The 16,289-nt window shown below is 62.5% G+C and carries 11 protein-coding genes; 10 read left to right on the forward strand and 1 reads right to left on the reverse strand.

Features of this window, described 5'->3' with window-relative positions; translation table 11 throughout:
* The first annotated feature begins 444 nt into the window (after positions 1–444).
* Both VMJ11_RS20660 and VMJ11_RS20665 read left to right on the forward strand, forming a co-directional pair.
* On the forward strand, positions 445–2,655 hold the full coding sequence (locus tag VMJ11_RS20660) for a glycoside hydrolase family 28 protein (protein WP_325621243.1): 2,211 nt from the start codon (positions 445–447) through the stop codon (positions 2,653–2,655).
* 174 nt (positions 2,656–2,829) lie between these two features.
* Entirely contained in the window at positions 2,830–3,117 is a 288-nt protein-coding gene (locus tag VMJ11_RS20665) for a GntR family transcriptional regulator (RefSeq protein WP_325621245.1), read from the forward strand.
* Positions 3,118–3,227: 110 nt separating this feature from the next.
* Here the strand turns inward: VMJ11_RS20665 and VMJ11_RS20670 are convergent, their stop codons facing one another.
* Entirely contained in the window at positions 3,228–4,133 is a 906-nt protein-coding gene (locus tag VMJ11_RS20670) for a helix-turn-helix domain-containing protein (protein WP_325621247.1), read from the reverse strand.
* Between the two features lie 163 nt (positions 4,134–4,296).
* Between VMJ11_RS20670 and VMJ11_RS20675 the strand changes: the two genes are divergently transcribed.
* The 8 genes from VMJ11_RS20675 (at position 4,297) to VMJ11_RS20710 (ending at position 16,036) form a co-directional block, all read left to right on the forward strand.
* Positions 4,297–5,127 carry an SDR family oxidoreductase gene (locus VMJ11_RS20675; protein WP_325621249.1) on the forward strand — a complete coding sequence of 277 codons (831 nt, stop codon included), beginning with the start codon at positions 4,297–4,299 and terminating at the stop codon, positions 5,125–5,127.
* Between the two features lie 97 nt (positions 5,128–5,224).
* Positions 5,225–6,982, forward strand: a complete 1,758-nt coding sequence (locus VMJ11_RS20680) for an FAD-dependent oxidoreductase (RefSeq protein ID WP_325621251.1) — start codon at positions 5,225–5,227, stop codon at positions 6,980–6,982.
* Positions 6,979–7,323: an NIPSNAP family protein gene (locus VMJ11_RS20685; protein ID WP_325621253.1), complete on the forward strand. Its 345-nt coding sequence runs from the start codon at positions 6,979–6,981 to the stop codon at positions 7,321–7,323. Before VMJ11_RS20680 ends, VMJ11_RS20685 begins: the two co-directional genes overlap by 4 nt.
* 187 nt (positions 7,324–7,510) lie before the next feature.
* Positions 7,511–8,878: an aromatic acid/H+ symport family MFS transporter gene (locus VMJ11_RS20690; protein WP_325621255.1), complete on the forward strand. Its 1,368-nt coding sequence runs from the start codon at positions 7,511–7,513 to the stop codon at positions 8,876–8,878.
* A gap of 388 nt (positions 8,879–9,266) precedes the next feature.
* Positions 9,267–12,608, forward strand: coding sequence for an adenylate/guanylate cyclase domain-containing protein (locus VMJ11_RS20695; protein WP_325621257.1), 3,342 nt, complete (start codon positions 9,267–9,269; stop codon positions 12,606–12,608).
* A gap of 50 nt (positions 12,609–12,658) precedes the next feature.
* The gene (locus VMJ11_RS20700) at positions 12,659–13,708 is read left to right on the forward strand and encodes a patatin-like phospholipase family protein (RefSeq protein WP_325621259.1); all 1,050 of its coding nucleotides are present in this window, start codon (positions 12,659–12,661) and stop codon (positions 13,706–13,708) included.
* A gap of 61 nt (positions 13,709–13,769) precedes the next feature.
* Positions 13,770–14,405: a hypothetical protein gene (locus tag VMJ11_RS20705; RefSeq protein ID WP_325621261.1), complete on the forward strand. Its 636-nt coding sequence runs from the start codon at positions 13,770–13,772 to the stop codon at positions 14,403–14,405.
* Between the two features lie 461 nt (positions 14,406–14,866).
* Positions 14,867–16,036 carry a patatin-like phospholipase family protein gene (locus VMJ11_RS20710; protein WP_325621263.1) on the forward strand — a complete coding sequence of 390 codons (1,170 nt, stop codon included), beginning with the start codon at positions 14,867–14,869 and terminating at the stop codon, positions 16,034–16,036.
* Positions 16,037–16,289 lie beyond the last annotated feature (253 nt).

Genomic DNA, 16,289 nt, shown 5'->3' on the forward strand with positions numbered 1-16,289 from the left:
AACCGGAACGGTGAAACTCACAGGTTTCGCTATGCCCGGCGAGAACACGCTAGCAGGATTAACGGGCCGAGTTACGCCACTACGAGTACCACTGAGCGTAACTACGAGCCGCAACACGGACCTTCGCGACCGGCTGCCAAAGTCGTCCGCTGCCGCCTCTGGGGGCCGCAGCCGCGAGTCCAGGCGATCCCGCCGATTTCTCCTAACTTGTAATACTTCTTAACATTGGCCCGACAAAATTGGCTAATCGTTTTCACCTGGTCTAAAAGGATTGACAATACTAAAGTCGTCTAACAACAATGCTGGCGAGATCCGGGCAGCAAATCTGGCCCCATCGGCTCTCATCTCGACTGTGGAAGCACCACGGCGTCGGCGACGTCGCGTGCATTCATGTTCGTCGGTCGATCAATTGCACATCAGATTGACAAAACAGGAAAATAAAAGATGGCAGAGCACAATAGAGACAAATCCCAGCGCCCAGCACACCACGCCAACCAGCCGTCGTCGCCGGCCCGGCGCACGTTCATCGCTTTCGCGAGCGCCACCGCCGGGGCAACGTTGCTGGGCACCCTGCCCGGATGCGGAAGCGGCAGTGGCAGCGGCTCTTCGAGTTCCGCGGCGGCCGGCGCCGGCACGTCCAGCGCGGACGCGGACCCGATCTGGGGGACCAATGGCCAGGCAACGGCCATCATCAACAAGCTCTCGAAAATCACCCCGTCGATGTTCCCGGCGGTCGATTTTCAGGTGACGAGCTACGGCGCCCAGGCGCTGCCGGCGGCCGCGCTGATCCAGTCGACGGCCTGGCCGGGCGGCACGATACCCTGGGTGACGGGCGGTACGGAGCAGTCGGCGAATTCGACGGTCGACCTGCAAAGCCCCGGCTCGAATGTGATGGTCCCGTGCGACTACACCGATACGAAATACGATTCGTGTTCCGCGTTCAACGCTGCGATCAAGGCCGCGAGCGCGGCGGGGGGCGGCCGCGTGGTGGTGCCGGCGGGGAACTGGTACTGCGGCGGCCCGATCGTGCTGCTGAGCAACGTGAACTTCCATTTGACCTCGGGTTGCACGATCTATTTCAGCCCGAACCCGGCCGACTACGCGAAGAATGGCCCGTACCCGACGGCCAACGGCAGTCTGTACTGGACACGCTGGCAGGCAAACGACTGCCTGAATTTCGGCTCGCCGATCTATGCGTACCAGCAGACCAACATCGCGCTGACCGCCGACGACAACACGTGCGTTCTGAACGGCCAGGCGATGACGCCGATGCAGTTGAGTACGCAAACGCCGACCTCGTGCTGGTGGACCTACAAGGGCACCGCTAACGAGTACGGATGCGCGGGCTCGTCGACGCCCTCGCAGGCTTATGCGAACCCGAACAACGTCGCGCTCACGAGCCTGCCTTCGTCGCAGATCACGAATCCGCAGGCCAACGTGTCGTTCACGAACGGGTCGACGACCACGACGCTGATGACACTGCTGACGGTCTCGGGCTGGAATCAGGACCAAAACTATCTGCCGGCCTTGTCGGAGCTTGGTGTGCCGGTGCTGAACCGCGTTTTCGGCAACGGCCACTACCTGCGTCCGTGCATGGTCGAGGTCATCGGCTGCACCAACGTGCTGCTGCAGAACTATCACACGCAGAACACGCCGTTCTGGCAGCATCACCCGACCGGTTGCCAGAACGTGGTGATCGACGGCGTGTTCGCCGACAGCGTTGGCCCGAACAACGACGGCTTCGACCCGGACGCGTGCAATACCGTGCTCGTGCAGAACGTCCAGTTCAACACCGGCGACGACTGTATCGCGATCAAGTCGGGCAAGTGCCTCGACACGGAGTACGGCCCGATGCAGAACATCGTGGTCCAGAACTGCACGATGCAAAGCGGTCACGGCGGCATCACGATCGGCAGCGAAATGAGCGCGGGCGTGGAAAACGTCTATGCACGCAATCTGACGATGGAGAACAAGAACTGGGCCTCCAATCCGCTGAATATCGCGATTCGCTTCAAGACGAACATGAATCGCGGCGGATTCATCAACAACGTGTGGATCAACGGTGTGACCTTGCCCAACGGCGTGAATCTGGCCGGTAAGTATGGTGGCGGTTCGCTGACCAAGGCAACGCCGCCGGTCACGAACGCGATCCCGGGCTCGGGCACGGTCGGCACCGCACCGAACCCCGCTACCGGCCAGGGTGGCCTGATCACGTTCGACTGCGATTACAGCCCGTCTGGCGATGCCGTACGCTGGAATCCTGCCGTGATCAACAACATCAACATCACGAACGTGACCGCGACCAACGTTTCGGGTGCCGTGTCGTACACGAGTTCGATGCCGTCCGGCTTCACGGCAGGGGCAAATTCGTGCTTCCAGGCGATCGTTGCGCAGGGTCCGGAAGCACAGGATTACAACGGCCCGTCGCCGGCGCCGACGGTGCAGCCGATCCAGGGCGTGACGATTTCGAACTGCAACTTCGGCACGCCGGTCTGCACGAACACGACGCCCTCGACGCCTTCGAACACGACCGCCACGACCCCGGCGTCGCAGGTTGGGCAGATCTTCGTGAGCAACGTCAGTGGTATCGCGCTGCAGAACGTGGTGATTGGCGGCACCACGTACAACACGTCGCTTTCGGCAGCGGCGTACTGAAGTCGGGGCGCGCGGGCGCGGGTCAAAACCGCGCCCGTGTTTGCGGCCCCGTCGTTCGGGCGGTCCGCGGTCTCGGTGCGTATCAGAGGTCGCGGGCCGAGCGTGAAATCGTGCGTGAGCCGCGCGCTTTGGCCTTGAGTACTTATTGTGAATTTTCCGCAGAATGGGGGAGCCGTGCCTCACGATCAAGACGGCGAACAGCGGGCGCAGAACCGGATGCTGGCAAGCGACTGGCGTCCGGATTTTGCGCGCATTCGCGGCAAGATCTATCTGGCGATCGCCAACCAGATCGAGGAGGCCATTCGCCTCGGAATCGTCGCGCCGGGAGATCGCATGCCCTCGCAGCGTGCGATCGCCGACGATCTGGGTTTTCATTTCAATACCATCAATGCGGCGTTTCGTGAGGCCGCGCGGCGCGGACTCGTGCGCGGCTGCACACGCCGGGGAACGTTCGTGCTCTAACTGCGGTGCACTGCACAGCGGTGCCACCGTGCCGAGCCTTCGGCAAGCATTCCACCGATCTCATACAGGGTGCTGCGCCACGCATTCGCCTGCATGATGCGCAGCTTCGCCTATGACGTACCCAATGCCAGGTCGCGATGCGCGGAGCGCTGGAATTCGCGCGGCGTCGCGCCGGTCTGCTTACGGAAGTAGCGGCTGAAATACGCGCTGTCCTCGAACCCCAGACTGTGTGCGATCTGCTTGACGGTCATGCCCGAGTAGACCAGGTCGCGCTGCGCTTCGCGAATCAGATGGTCGTTGATCAGCGCGGTGGGCGACATGCCGAGTTCCTCGCGGCAGATGCGCCCGAGTTGCGGCGTGGTGACATCGAGCGCGTCCGCATAGAACTCGACCGGGCGATGCTCGCGGAAATGCCGGGCAATCAGCTCGCGAAAGCGCTTGATTTGCAGGCTGCGTCGCGCGGCGAGCGCGGCCACGGGCACCGTGGCATGGTCGATCAGGCGCGCCGCCTGTACAAAAAGTGCCATTAACAGTGACATGCCGGCAGCCGTGTAACCGGTTGCGCCACGGCGGAATTCCGCCTCGAGCAGGTGAAACAGCGGCATCAGCGTCTCGTCGCTGGCTGCCGGCCCACGCACCGGAATCACGGCGGGGCGCTGGAGGACCGCGACGAGCGCCGTTGAAACAGACTTCGCGATGGACTCCAGCGCGCGCTGCGCCGCCGTGACCACGAGACCGTCGATCTCCGGCGAAAACGCGAAACCGTGCACCACCTGCGCGGGCAGGATCACGAGGCACGGCGGCTCGAACGGTGTTTTTTCGCTCTCGATGACCACGTGGCCATAGCCGTTGCGGATGTAAAGAAACTGCAGGAGCGCGTCGTGGCGGTGCGCGGGAATGTTCCAGTCGTTCGGCCGGCTACGCTCGGGAATCCACTCGAAATTGAATGCGTCATGCCACGGCGGCCGCGCAGACGAAGCCTCGCCGTACAGCTCGTAATTAGGGATTTTCCTCATGTCGTCTTCCCTCGCATGTGCAAATTGTCCTGTTTTTCCAAAGTTTTGTCCATGATCGGCCGACGCCGCCTGCCTATACTTCAGGCACACGGAATCGATTGAGATTCTTCGTTGGAGACGCAGGACACGCTTTGGGCGTATGGCTTTCATTGAGGTGATTCGGATGACTAATAAAACAGGTGAGCGAGGCGGCCACTGGCTGAATCTGGCGGGCAAGGTGTGCGTGGTGAGCGGGGCGGCGGGCGGCATAGGCAGCGCGATCGCATCGACGCTCGCCGAAGCGGGCGCGCGTCTCGTGCTGGTCGATCGCGACGCAGAGGGCTGCGCGCGTGTCGCGCACACGTTGCGCGAGCAGGACGTCGAAGCGATGGCGGTGACGTGCGATATCGGCGACGAAAGCAGCGTTCGCGATGCCGCGGCCGAGGTGGAGCGAGCGTTCGGCGCGGCTGACGTGCTGATCAACAACGCGGGCTTCCTGCGCGCCGGCGGTATCGAGGACATCGATCTGCAAACGTGGAATACGGTGCTTCAGGTGAACCTGACCGGCTATATGCTGTGTTCGCAGGCGTTTGGCCGCGCCATGCTCGCGCGCCGCTCGGGCAGCATCGTACATATCGCTTCGGTCGCCGCACATCATCCGCAGACCTGGAGCGGCGCCTATAGCGCCGGCAAGGCGGGCGTGTCGATGTTGTCGCGCCAGATCGCGGCCGAGTGGGGCCCACGCGGCGTGCGCAGCAACGTGATCTGCCCAGGCCTCATCCGCACGCCGCTCTCCGAATCGTTCTATGCACAGGGCGACGTCGAGGCACGGCGCTCGGCAATGACCGCAAGCCGCCGCATTGGCCGGCCGGTCGATATCGCCGAGGTTGCCGCGTTTCTCGCGAGCGAACGTGCGGGCTACGTGAACGGCGCCGAAATCTCGGTAGACGGCGGCCTCGAATCGATGCTGATGGATCTCGTGCCGCGCCCCGGCTTCGAGGCGCGCAGCGCCTAGCCACGCGTCATCGCGCGACACATCAAACGTAAAACGGACGGGACAGGCACGCCTCGCGTGCGGACTGCGCTCGTCCCTGCAAAGAAGGAGACACCCCATGACAACCCAGGCAGCACAGCGTACGCAGACATGCGATGTGCTCGTGATCGGCTCCGGTGCCGGCGGCCTTTCGACGGCCATCACTGCGCGCAAGCACGGCCTCGACGTGGTCGTGATCGAGAAGGAAGACTGCTTTGGCGGCACGACCGCGTTTTCCGGTGGCGTGCTCTGGATTCCCGGCAATCACCACGCGCAGACGAACGGTGTCGCGGATACGCGCGAAGCCGCACGCACTTATCTGCAGAACGAAACAGGCGCGTTCTTCGACGCACAGGCCGTGGATACTTTTCTCGATGTCGGTCCGAAAATGCTCGAATTCTTCGAGCGCGAAACGCAGGTTCGCTTCGTGCCGACGCTCTACCCCGACTATCACCCGAATGTGCCGGGCGGCGTCGATATCGGCCGCTCGGTCGTGGCGGCGCCGTTCGACGCCAGCGAGCTGGGCGCCGATCTCGCGAGGTTGCGTCCACCGCTCGCGACGATCACGTTCATCGGCATGATGTTCAATTCGTCCAATGCCGACCTGAAGCACTTTTTCAACGCGACGCGTTCGCTGCAGTCGGCGGCGTATGTCGCGAAGCGGCTCGCGAGCCACCTGAAGGATCTCGTGCGCTACCGCCGGGGCGTTCAGGTGACGAGCGGCAACGCGCTCGCGGCGCGGCTCGCGAAATCGGCGCTGGATCTCGGGATTCCCATCCACACCGGCACGGCCGCACGCGAACTCGTGATGAGCGGCCAGCGGGTGTGCGGCGCTCGCGTTGCCGGTCCCGAGGGCGAATACACGATCGATGCACGGTGCGGTGTCGTGCTTGCCTGCGGCGGCTTCTCGCACGACGTGGCACGCATTGCGAAGGCGTATGCGCACGTGCGAAGAGGGAGTCAGCACGTGTCGCCCGTGCCGCCGGGCAACACCGGCGACGGCGCACGCATGGCGGAGCAGGTCGGCGCCCAGGTGCCGCTGCGTTATCGCGAGCCGGCCGCGTGGATGCCGGTTTCACTGGTGCCGCGCAAGAACGGTGCGCCGGGCGTGTTTCCGCATCTGCTCGATCGCTACAAGCCGGGGATTATCGGCGTCACGCGACATGGGCAGCGCTTCACGAACGAGGCCAATTCCTATCACGACGTTGGCGCCGCGATGATCGAGGCGTGCAAGGGCGAACGCGAGACCGCGATGTGGCTCATCTGCGATCACGCGACTATCCGCAAATATGGTCTCGGCTATGCGAAACCCGCACCGGTTCCGCTCGGAGCGCACCTGCGCAGCGGCTATCTGAAGAAGGGGCGCACGCTTGCCGAGCTGGCGCGCAATGCCGGCATCGACGCTGCCGCGCTCGGAGCAACTGTGCGGCGCTACAACGAAGGCGCGGCGCGCGGCGTGGACACGCAGTTCGGTCGCGGAACGACGTCTTTCAACCGCTATCTGGCAGATCCCGCGCAGCAGCCCAACCCATGCGTCGCGCCCGTCGGTGACGGCCCGTATTACGCGTTGAAGGTCGTCATGGGCGACCTGGGGACCTTCGACGGCATCGTCACGAGCGTCGAAGGCAAGGTGCTCGACGAACGCCGCGAGCCGATCCCCGGGCTGTACGCGGGCGGCAACGATCGCGCGAGCATCATGGGCGGCAACTATCCCGGTGCGGGCATCACGCTGGGTCCGATCATGACATTCGGCTATGTCACTGGCCGGCATCTCGCGGGCTTCGACGAAGTGGCAGCTTCCCCGGCAATGCAAGCAACCAGGAGGACCGGCACGTGAGCAACGGCAAACCTTTCATCGATCACCGGATCTACACGATCCGCCCGCGTGGCATGGCGGAGTTTCTCGACGTCTTCGACCGGCTCGCCATGCCGATCCAGTTGAAGTACCTCGGCGCGCCGGTCGGCTTCTACACGAGCGATATCGGCGCGCTGAACCAGGTGGTTCACCTGTGGGGCTACGAGAGTATCGCCGACTACGATCAACGCCGCACCGCGCGCGATGCCGATCCCGAGTGGCCCGCCTATCTGCAGGCTTCCGCGCATCTGATCCTCGCACAGGAAAACCGGATCATCCGGCAGGTCGAGTTCCGCACCCTCGCGCGTTGGCGCGAGCGCTGAGCCGAATCTGACTCGCAGCGGCGCTTGCGGCGCGCCGCTGCGGCTGCCAGACCGTCGCGCGCCAGCGGGTACGGTGCCGCAATAAAACGACATCAATCTTTGGAGATATCGCAATGGAAACGCTCGATCGCGCCGGCCTCGCCCGCTCGCTGCCCCCGCTCGTCCATCACGTGATCAGGGGGCGCGCATGAACACCTTCGAACGCGTCGTCGATACGCAAGCCTTCATTGACGGCCAGCGGTTCTCGCCGTTTCAGTGGCTCATTCTCGCGCTCTGCTTTCTCGTTGTCGCGGCCGACGGCTACGACACGGCAGCCATCGGCTTTATCGCGCCATCGCTCGTGCAGCAGTGGGGCATCCAGCGCGTCGCGCTCGGGCCGGTGATGAGCGCGGCGCTCGTCGGGCTCGGCATCGGTGCGGTATTGGCCGGGCCGCTCGCCGACCGGCTCGGACGCAAGACCGTGCTGGTGCTTTCCGTGGCGTTCTTCGGACTGTGGAGTCTTGCTTCAGCGTTCGCGAACTCGATCGAGTCGCTGACCGCGCTGCGCCTTTGCACGGGCCTCGGGCTCGGGGCAGCCATGCCGAACGCGGTCACACTGATGTCCGAATATGCACCGACGCGCGTGCGCGCCGTCGTCGTCAATACGATGTTTTGCGGCTTTTCCACCGGCCTCGCGCTCGGTGGATTCGCCGCCGCATGGCTGATTCCGCATTTCGGCTGGCAAAGCGTGCTGGTCGCCGGCGGTATCGGGCCGATCGCGCTGGCCGTCCTGCTGGTGATGCTGTTGCCGGAATCGGTTCAGTTCATGGCGGTACGCCAACGCGCCGACGCGAAGATCGCACGCATCCTCGGCCGCATTGCACGCGGCGCGGCGCTCGAAGGTTGCCGCTTCGTCGCCCCGGAGGGGGGCGCGAGCACGAAACGCGAATCGGCGATTCGCGTCGTGCTGTCGCGGCAGTATCGCTTCGGCACGCTGATGTTGTGGCTCGCGTACTTCATGGGCCTGCTGATCTACTACCTGCTCACCAACTGGCTGCCTACGCTGTTTCGCGACACTGGCTTCTCCGGTGCGCATGCGGCCCTGATGACATCGCTTTTCCCGCTTGGCGGCGTGCTGGGCAACCTGTGCGTCGGCTGGGTCATGGACCGGTTCAACGCCAATCGCGTGATCGCGGCAACGTACGTGCTCGCTGCGCTGATGGTTCTGCTGGTAGGGCGCGGTGTCGGTCACCAGTTGTGGCTTGGCGCGCTCGTCTTCCTGACCGGCACATTGGTGACGAGTGCGGTCACGTCGATGTCCGCGCTCGCCGCCGCGTTTTATCCGACGCACGGCCGGGCGACAGGTGTTGCGTGGATGCTGGGTGTGGGGCGCATAGGCGGGGTGGCGGGTGCATTGGTCGGCGCGGCACTGATGGGATTCGGCTGGCAGTTTGGCGCGGTGTTTAGCCTTCTTGCCTTGCCCGCGCTGGTGTCCGCGTGTGCGCTGTTCGTGATGGTCGGGCGCGGCGCCGCTGCATTGCAAACGCGCGCAGAGCAAAGCGCGCCAATGAACTAGATAAACTGACGAGCCAACTTTTTCGTCAATTAAAAATTAGATAATTAGGGATGCAAATAAAAAATCAGGTTTTGGAGAACCGCGTATGAAAATAAAACTTCTCGCATTGGCCCCATTGTTCCTGTATGGCGCATCGGCGTGCGCGCAAAGCAGCCTGACGCTGTCGCATTGGGATCTGAGCATGCTGCCGCTCACGCGTCTGCCTCATCGTGTCGCCCGGTCACGGGGCGATCGATCTGGCGCTTGATCTGCGTGTCTTGCCGAGGCCGCAGTGCGCCGCTCATTCGTGTGACGATAACCCGCAAAAAATGCAGCGCAGCCAACTTGATGCGTGGCTAGATTGCGCTTTTAATTGATACGGAGGGCGTCCCACGAGATCGGGGGCAGTATGCGCTGCACAAATTGTGGCTTTGAGTGCCGCGAGGGCGCCAGATTCTGCGAGCAGTGCGGAACCGTCGTTGCTCACACGCGATCGACTCCTTCTCCTATCGATTACACGCCCTCGCACCTCGCCGAGCAAATCCTCGCTGCGCAGGCGGCCCTCGAAGCCCGCGGCAAGGCCGTCAGTGAACGCAAGACCATTACCGCATTGTTTGCGGACATGGCCGGCTCGACCGCGCTGATCTACCGTCTGGATCCGGAAGATGCCCACCGGCTCATCGCTCCCGTCCTGGAGCTGATGATGGAGGCGGTTCATCATTACGAGGGCTTCGTCGCGAAACTGCTCGGCGACGGCATTCTCGCCTTGTTCGGAGCGCCGATTGCTCACGAGGATCATCCGCAGCGGGCGCTCTATGCGGCGCTGAGAATGCAGCAGGCGATGCGCCGTCACAGCGACCGCGTTCGCCTCGAGCGCGGCATTCCATTGCAAATCCGGGTGGGCGTCCATACCGGGGAAGTCGTGATGCGCGCCATCTACAAGAACGACTTGCAAACGGACTATGACCCTGTAGGCAATACGATCCACATTGCTTCGCGCATGGAAGCGATTGCCACACCGGCATCGATACTCGTCAGCCAGTCCACCTACAGGCTGACCGAGGGATATTTCGAATTCAAGGCGTTGGGGCAGGCACAGGTGAAAGGAATCGCCGAATCGCTCGCCGTCTACGAGGTGCATGGGCCGGGCGCGTTGCGCACGCGTCTGCAGGTCGCCGAGCAGCGTGGGCTGGTGCGGTTCGTCGGGCGCCATGCAGAACTCGAGACATTGCGCGGGGCGCTCGCTTCGACCAGCGGCGGGCAAGGCTGTGTCGTTGGAGTAATCGGCGAAGCGGGCGTAGGGAAATCGCGGCTCTTTCATGAGTTCAAGAACTCGACGCTACGCGGCTGCCTCGTCGTGGAGACGTTCTCTGTTTCACACGGCAAGTCGTTCGCATTGTTGCCGCTCATCGAACTGCTGAAAAACTACTTTCAAATCTCCTCTGAGGATGACGAACGACGGTGCAGGGAAAAGGTCACGGGCCGAGTCCTTGCCCTCGAGCGCGATCTCGAAGACGGCGTGCCGTATTTGCTCCACCTGCTCGCGATCGGCGAGCCGAGCCCGGATCTTGCGCAAATGGATTCGCAAATCCGGCGGGACCGCACGTTCGAAGCGATCACGCGTCTCTTCGTGCGCGAAAGTGTGAATGAGCCCGTTGTCCTGGTGTTCGAGGACCTTCAGTGGCTCGACAGCGAGACGCAGGCTTTCCTTTCTTACCTTGTTGATTGCGTATCAAGTGCCCGCATTCTGTTGCTGCTGAACTATCGGCCGGAGTATCAGCATGATTGGGGCGATCACACCGGTTATACCCGCCTCGTATTGGAGCCGCTCGGGCGTGCCGATGCCCAGGGTCTCATCAGCGCACTCGTCGGCGACGACCGGACGCTCGTTGCCGTGAAGCAGCACGTCCTCGATAAAACTGAAGGCAATCCGTTTTTTATCGAAGAAGTGGTGCGAACTTTGGTCGAGGAGCGTGTGCTCGTGGGCGAGCCGGGCCATTACCGAATGGAATCGATACCTGTGGCGCTGCATATCCCGACCACTGTGCAGGGTGTGCTCGCTGCGCGCATCGACCGGTTGCCGGCGGCAGAAAAGGATTTGCTGCAGACGCTCGCGGTGATTGGCAAGACGTTCCCGGCAAACCTTGTTCAGGGTGTCGTCGACCTGCCCAACGATGAGCTGTATGCGCTTCTATCGCACCTCGTAGCAGGCGAATTCGTTTACGAGCTGCCAGCTTTCCCCTCGGTGGAGTATGTGTTCAAGCATGCGTTGACGCAGGAAGTGGCGGGCAATTCGATGCTTGCCGAGCGGCGCCGCTCGCTGCACGAACGTATCGGCCAGGCGATCGAGACGCTTTTCAATTCCCGTCTCAAGGACTACTGGAATGAACTCGCGCACCACTATAGCCTGAGCGGCAATGTACCGAAAGCCGTCGAGTATCTGCAAAGCGCCGGCCAACAGGCCTGGCAACGTTCAGCGAACTCCGAAGCGATTCGTCAGCTCGGCATGGCGCTGGATCTGCTCGGAGGTCTGCCGGAAACGCCCGAACGCGCCGAACGGGAACTCGCATTGCGGCTTGCCATCGGCCCAGCCTTGATGGCCGCAAGGGGATGGGCCTCGCCCGAAGTGGAGGCCACATACACACGTGCGTTGGAGCTGTGCAGGCAGGCCGGACAAACACCGCATCTTTTCCGGGCTCAAACGGGTCTGCGGATGTTTTATCAGTTGAGAGCGGAATACAAAACGGCCAAAGAGATCGCCGAGAGGCTGCTCGAAGAGGCGGAGCGCGCGCACAATCCCACGCAAGTCATGGAGGCGCACTATTTGCTGGGAATGAGTGCATTCAGGCTCGGCGAGCTGGCTTGCGCACATGCCTACCTTGCTGGCTTGGGGAAGTTGTTGTTGCGGCAAGATGCTGCGCAATTCGATGAGGAGATCGTTGCGCACGGCCGGGATCCTCGAAGCGTAGGCGGCAGCCTGGGCCTGGTTCTATGGCACATGGGCTTTCCGGATGAGGCGCTGAGGCATGCCGAGCTGGCGCTCACTCGCGACCGCTCAAAGCACGAGCTGGTCAGTCTCGCACAAACGCTCCTTTTCAAGGCCGAGCTTCATCAATTGCGCCGCGAGGCCGCGCTGACCCGTGACTGTGCCGAGGCGGCCATCACCCTTGCGACAGAACAGGGGTTTCCCATGATTCTCGCGTGGGCAACCATGCTTCACGGATGGGCGCTGGCCGAGGCGGGTGAGAAAGAAGAGGGGATTGCCCGGGTGCGCCAGGGTCTCGCCGACTATGAGGCGACAGGGGCACGACTGGGTCGCTCGTACTTCCTGGCACTGCTATCTGAAACTTATGGAAGGGCTGGCCAGCGCGAAGCAGGCCTGGACGCGCTGGCCGAGGCAATGGCCGCGTGCAAAGCGTCGGACGAACGTTTTCACGAGCCGGAACTGTATCGCCTCAGAGGCGAACTGCAGCTGCTTCCTGCTGGTTTCCCGGCAGTCGCCGCCGCGGACCGCGATGCGGCCCAGCAAAATTTCAACGAGGCCATCGCAATTGCTCACCGCCGGGGCGCCAGATCGCTCGAACTCCGCGCGGCGCTGAGTCTCGCGGGACGCTATATGGAGCAAGGAAAGACGAGTGCAGCTCGCCAGATACTGGCTCCGGTTTATGAGGCTTTCACGGAAGGATTTGGAACTGCGGACTTGCAGCAGGCCAAAGCGCGGCTTGATGAGCTGGCCGCTATGGGCATGTGATCGATTGGCCGCCGCGCGCGGTCGATCCGTACCAGCGGAGGAGAGGGCATATGGCGACCACGCAAGGCAGGCATCACGACCACGTGGCGCCCAAGCCGATCGCGCTGGCCTTGCAGGGCGGCGGTATGCACGGCGCGTTCACATGGGGCGTGCTTGACCGCCTGCTAGAAGACGGCAGGCTCGCGATCGAAGGCGTCAGTGCGACTAGCGCCGGCGCAATGAATGGCGCGGTGCTTGCCTACGGGTTGCTGAAGGGCGGTGAGGGCGGCGCCCGCCAGGCGCTGCACGACTTCTGGCATGCGGTTTCGGAATCGGCCGAGCGCTACAACCCGCTGCGCTGGGTGCCGTGGATGAAGGGAACGCACAGCTTCGGACTCGATCATTCGCCGCTCTACGCGTTCGCGGACATGATGCTGCGTGTATTTTCGCCATATCAGTTCAATCCGCATAACCTGAATCCACTGCGTGAAGTGCTCGAAAGCCAGGTGGATTTTGCAGCACTGCGCAGAGAGTGTCCGATCCTGCTTTTCCTGTGCGCGACCAACGTGGAAACGGGGAAGATTCGACTTTTCACGGGAGAGGACGTTTGCGCGGACGCCGTACTGGCATCCGCATGCGTGCCGACGCTGTTCCATGCGGTAGCGATCGATGGCGAACACTACTGGGACGGCGGCTACATGGGCAACCCGGCCATCTATCCGCTGATCTACCACTGCAAGACGCGCGATGTGGTGATCGTTCATATCAACCCGCTCGTGCGCCGCGGCGTGCCGGTCACGGCGGCCGAGATATTGAACCGGGTCAGCGAAATCAGCTTCAATTCGTCGCTGATGCGCGAAATGCGCGCGATTGCATTCGTCACGGAGCTGATCCAGCAAGGCAAGGTCGATCGCGACGAGATGAAGGAGATGCTGATCCATTCGATCCGTTCCGACGACGCGATGTGCGCGCTTGGCGTGTCCAGCAAGTACAACGCGGACTGGGGCTTTCTGTGCGAACTGCGCGACTGCGGCCGACGAGAAGCCGATGCATGGCTTGCGCAGCATTACTTGAATATCGGCCAGCAATCGAGCATCGACATTCGCGAGGAGTTTCTCTGAGCGTCGTGATGATTGCGGCGCCTCGCAGCCTTGAAGGCGCGCGGCGAGCAAAGGAGCAACGATGAACCGGACCCAGGCACGCTTCGTCGAATTATGGTCGCGCAATGGGGGGGCGCGCGCCGAGGCCGTCTATGCGGATCTCGTGGAATGCTACGGGGACCCGGCGCGCCACTATCACACATTGCGTCATATACGGCGTTGCCTTCGCGACTTCGACCTGGCGCGTAGCGCCATTCCGAATCCCGATGTCGTGGAGCTTGCGCTGTGGTGCCACGACGTGTTCTACATGCCTGGCGCACGAGACAACGAGCAGCGCAGCGCAGACTGGTTCAGGCGCTGGGCTGGCGATCGCATCGCGTTGCGTGAGCGCATCTGCGAGATGATCCTCGCGACCCAACACAACCATGTGCCGCACGAGCTGGATGGCTGCTTCACGTGCGACATCGACCTCGCGGTGCTTGGCGCGACGCGCAGCCGGTTTCGCGAGGATGGCGTGCGCCTGAGGGCAGAACGATCGGACCTCGACGACTGTGCATACGATCTTCAGGAGCGCAGGATTCTGGGCAGCCTGCTCGCGCGACCGCGAATCTATCACACGGACTTCTTCTACGCGCGCTGCGAGCACCGTGCGCGTGAGAATCTCGTATGGCGGATCGGGCAGTCGGAGCCGGTAAAATCGCGCCGCGATATTCCCTGAGCGCTCAGAATCGGTTTCCGATTGATCATGGATATTGCCGATCTGGTCGATAGGTAGCTATTGCAAGTAAGCGGAGAAGACTTTGCTGCGATTTCGAGTCGACGCATAGTGGCGATAGACGACCTTACCGCATTGACCAAATTCACACGGAAAGACTTGCAGTTCAAATTCGGCTACCAACATGACTTCTGGTAACCACGCTGGACATTGGGATGCTGCAACGCCATATTTCTGACTTAGCCACACAAATTAGATAATTTAATTAGGTATGCTATGTTATTCATGGTGGCAACGATACGTTTCGAAGCGTTCCTGTCAACTGGGCGCGCGATGCGAAGTGGGTAACGCAAGCGGCGAGTCAGCACGTCGCGCGCAGCGGCCGGCCGCGACGACGCCAATCGCCGTATCATGGGGCCCTTCGCAGAGAGCGCACGTTCGTAACCGGAAGCCGGAGGTTCTGTATGGCCACAACTAACGCGTCGCCTTCGCGCGGTGCGCCGCCTGCTATCGCACTTGCCTTGCAAGGAGGCGGCGGTCTCGGTGCCTACCACATCGGCGCCTATGAGGCACTGGCTGAAGCTCATCTACTGCCTGACTGGGTATGCGGCATTTCGATCGGTGCCTTCAACGCAGCCATGATCGCGGGTAATCGCCCGGAGGATCGCGTCGAGCGGCTGGCAGGGTTCTGGGACGCCATTTCGCGTCCCGATGTTTTTCTGCCCGAGCATGCCACCGCGCTGCGTTACTGGCACAACATGGTGAGTTACGCCAATGCGGTGGTGTTCGGGCAGCCCGACTTCTTCGCACGGCGTAATCCCTTCTCTCTCTTTCTGCCCGTCGCGCCTTCGCAGGACGTGAGCTTCTACGACACCACACCGGTGCTGGCCACGCTGCAGCGCTTCGCGACGTTTCCGGTCGCGCGCGGTTCGGCGGTCCGGCTGAGTCTTGGCGTAACCGATGTCGAATTAGGCGCCGCCCGTTACTTCGACAGCGATCGCGAGAGCATCGGGCCGTCGCACGTGCTCGCAAGCGGTTCGCTTCCGCCGGGCTTTCCGGCGACACCCATCGGCGGTCGGCTGTACTGGGATGGCGCCTGCGTATCGAACACGCCGCTCGACGAGATCGTCGCCCGTTCAGGGCATGCACATCTCGTCGTGTTCGTGATCGACCTGTGGAACCTCGCGGGCAGGGCGCCGCGAAACATGAACGAGGTGCTCTGGCGCGCGAAGCAGATCCAGTACGCGAGCCGCAGCCGCTATCACATCAACACGTCAGTGGCACGCGCGAGGCTCAGTCAGGCCGTGCAACAGCTCGGGACGCACGATGCCGCAACGGGCGCGAGCCTGCCAAAGGCTCCCGCTTTTCAGCGGCTCGACATCGTACATGTCGTCTATAGTCCTGGTCCCGATCAGGTGCCCGGCAGTGATGCCGAGTTTTCGCGTGAATCGATCGTCGAGCGCCGCGCGGCCGGATACGCCGACCTGAAAGCGGCGATCAGCAAGGAGCCTTGGTTGACCGAGAAGTCCGCGGATCATCTGGGGGTGGTGGTGCATCGTGTCGAGCGTGGCCAGGTGACGACGGAGGCTGCGGGGGCCGCGCATGAAGCACCGGCGCAAGCGGGTCAGTCTTGATACGGTAAGGATTTCGTTAGCTTGATGCGCATGAGTTGGGCACGCCGCCTGCGTCAACAGACAGGAGAGTCCCGCACGTATACGCATCTTCCTCGCCAAGACTGAAAAATGAGCTTCTCTTGAGTTTTGAGTGGGTGGTATCGTTCCGTTTTTTGTAGACAAGACGAAGGGAAGTGATGCAGAGCAAGCTGTTCGAAGCCGCACTGGGTATCAGCGATCCGTGGTTCGTGAGCGGCGTCGATTTCGACGTTAC

This window comes from Paraburkholderia sp. (genome assembly GCF_035501035.1).
Classification (GTDB): Bacteria; Pseudomonadota; Gammaproteobacteria; order Burkholderiales; family Burkholderiaceae; genus Paraburkholderia.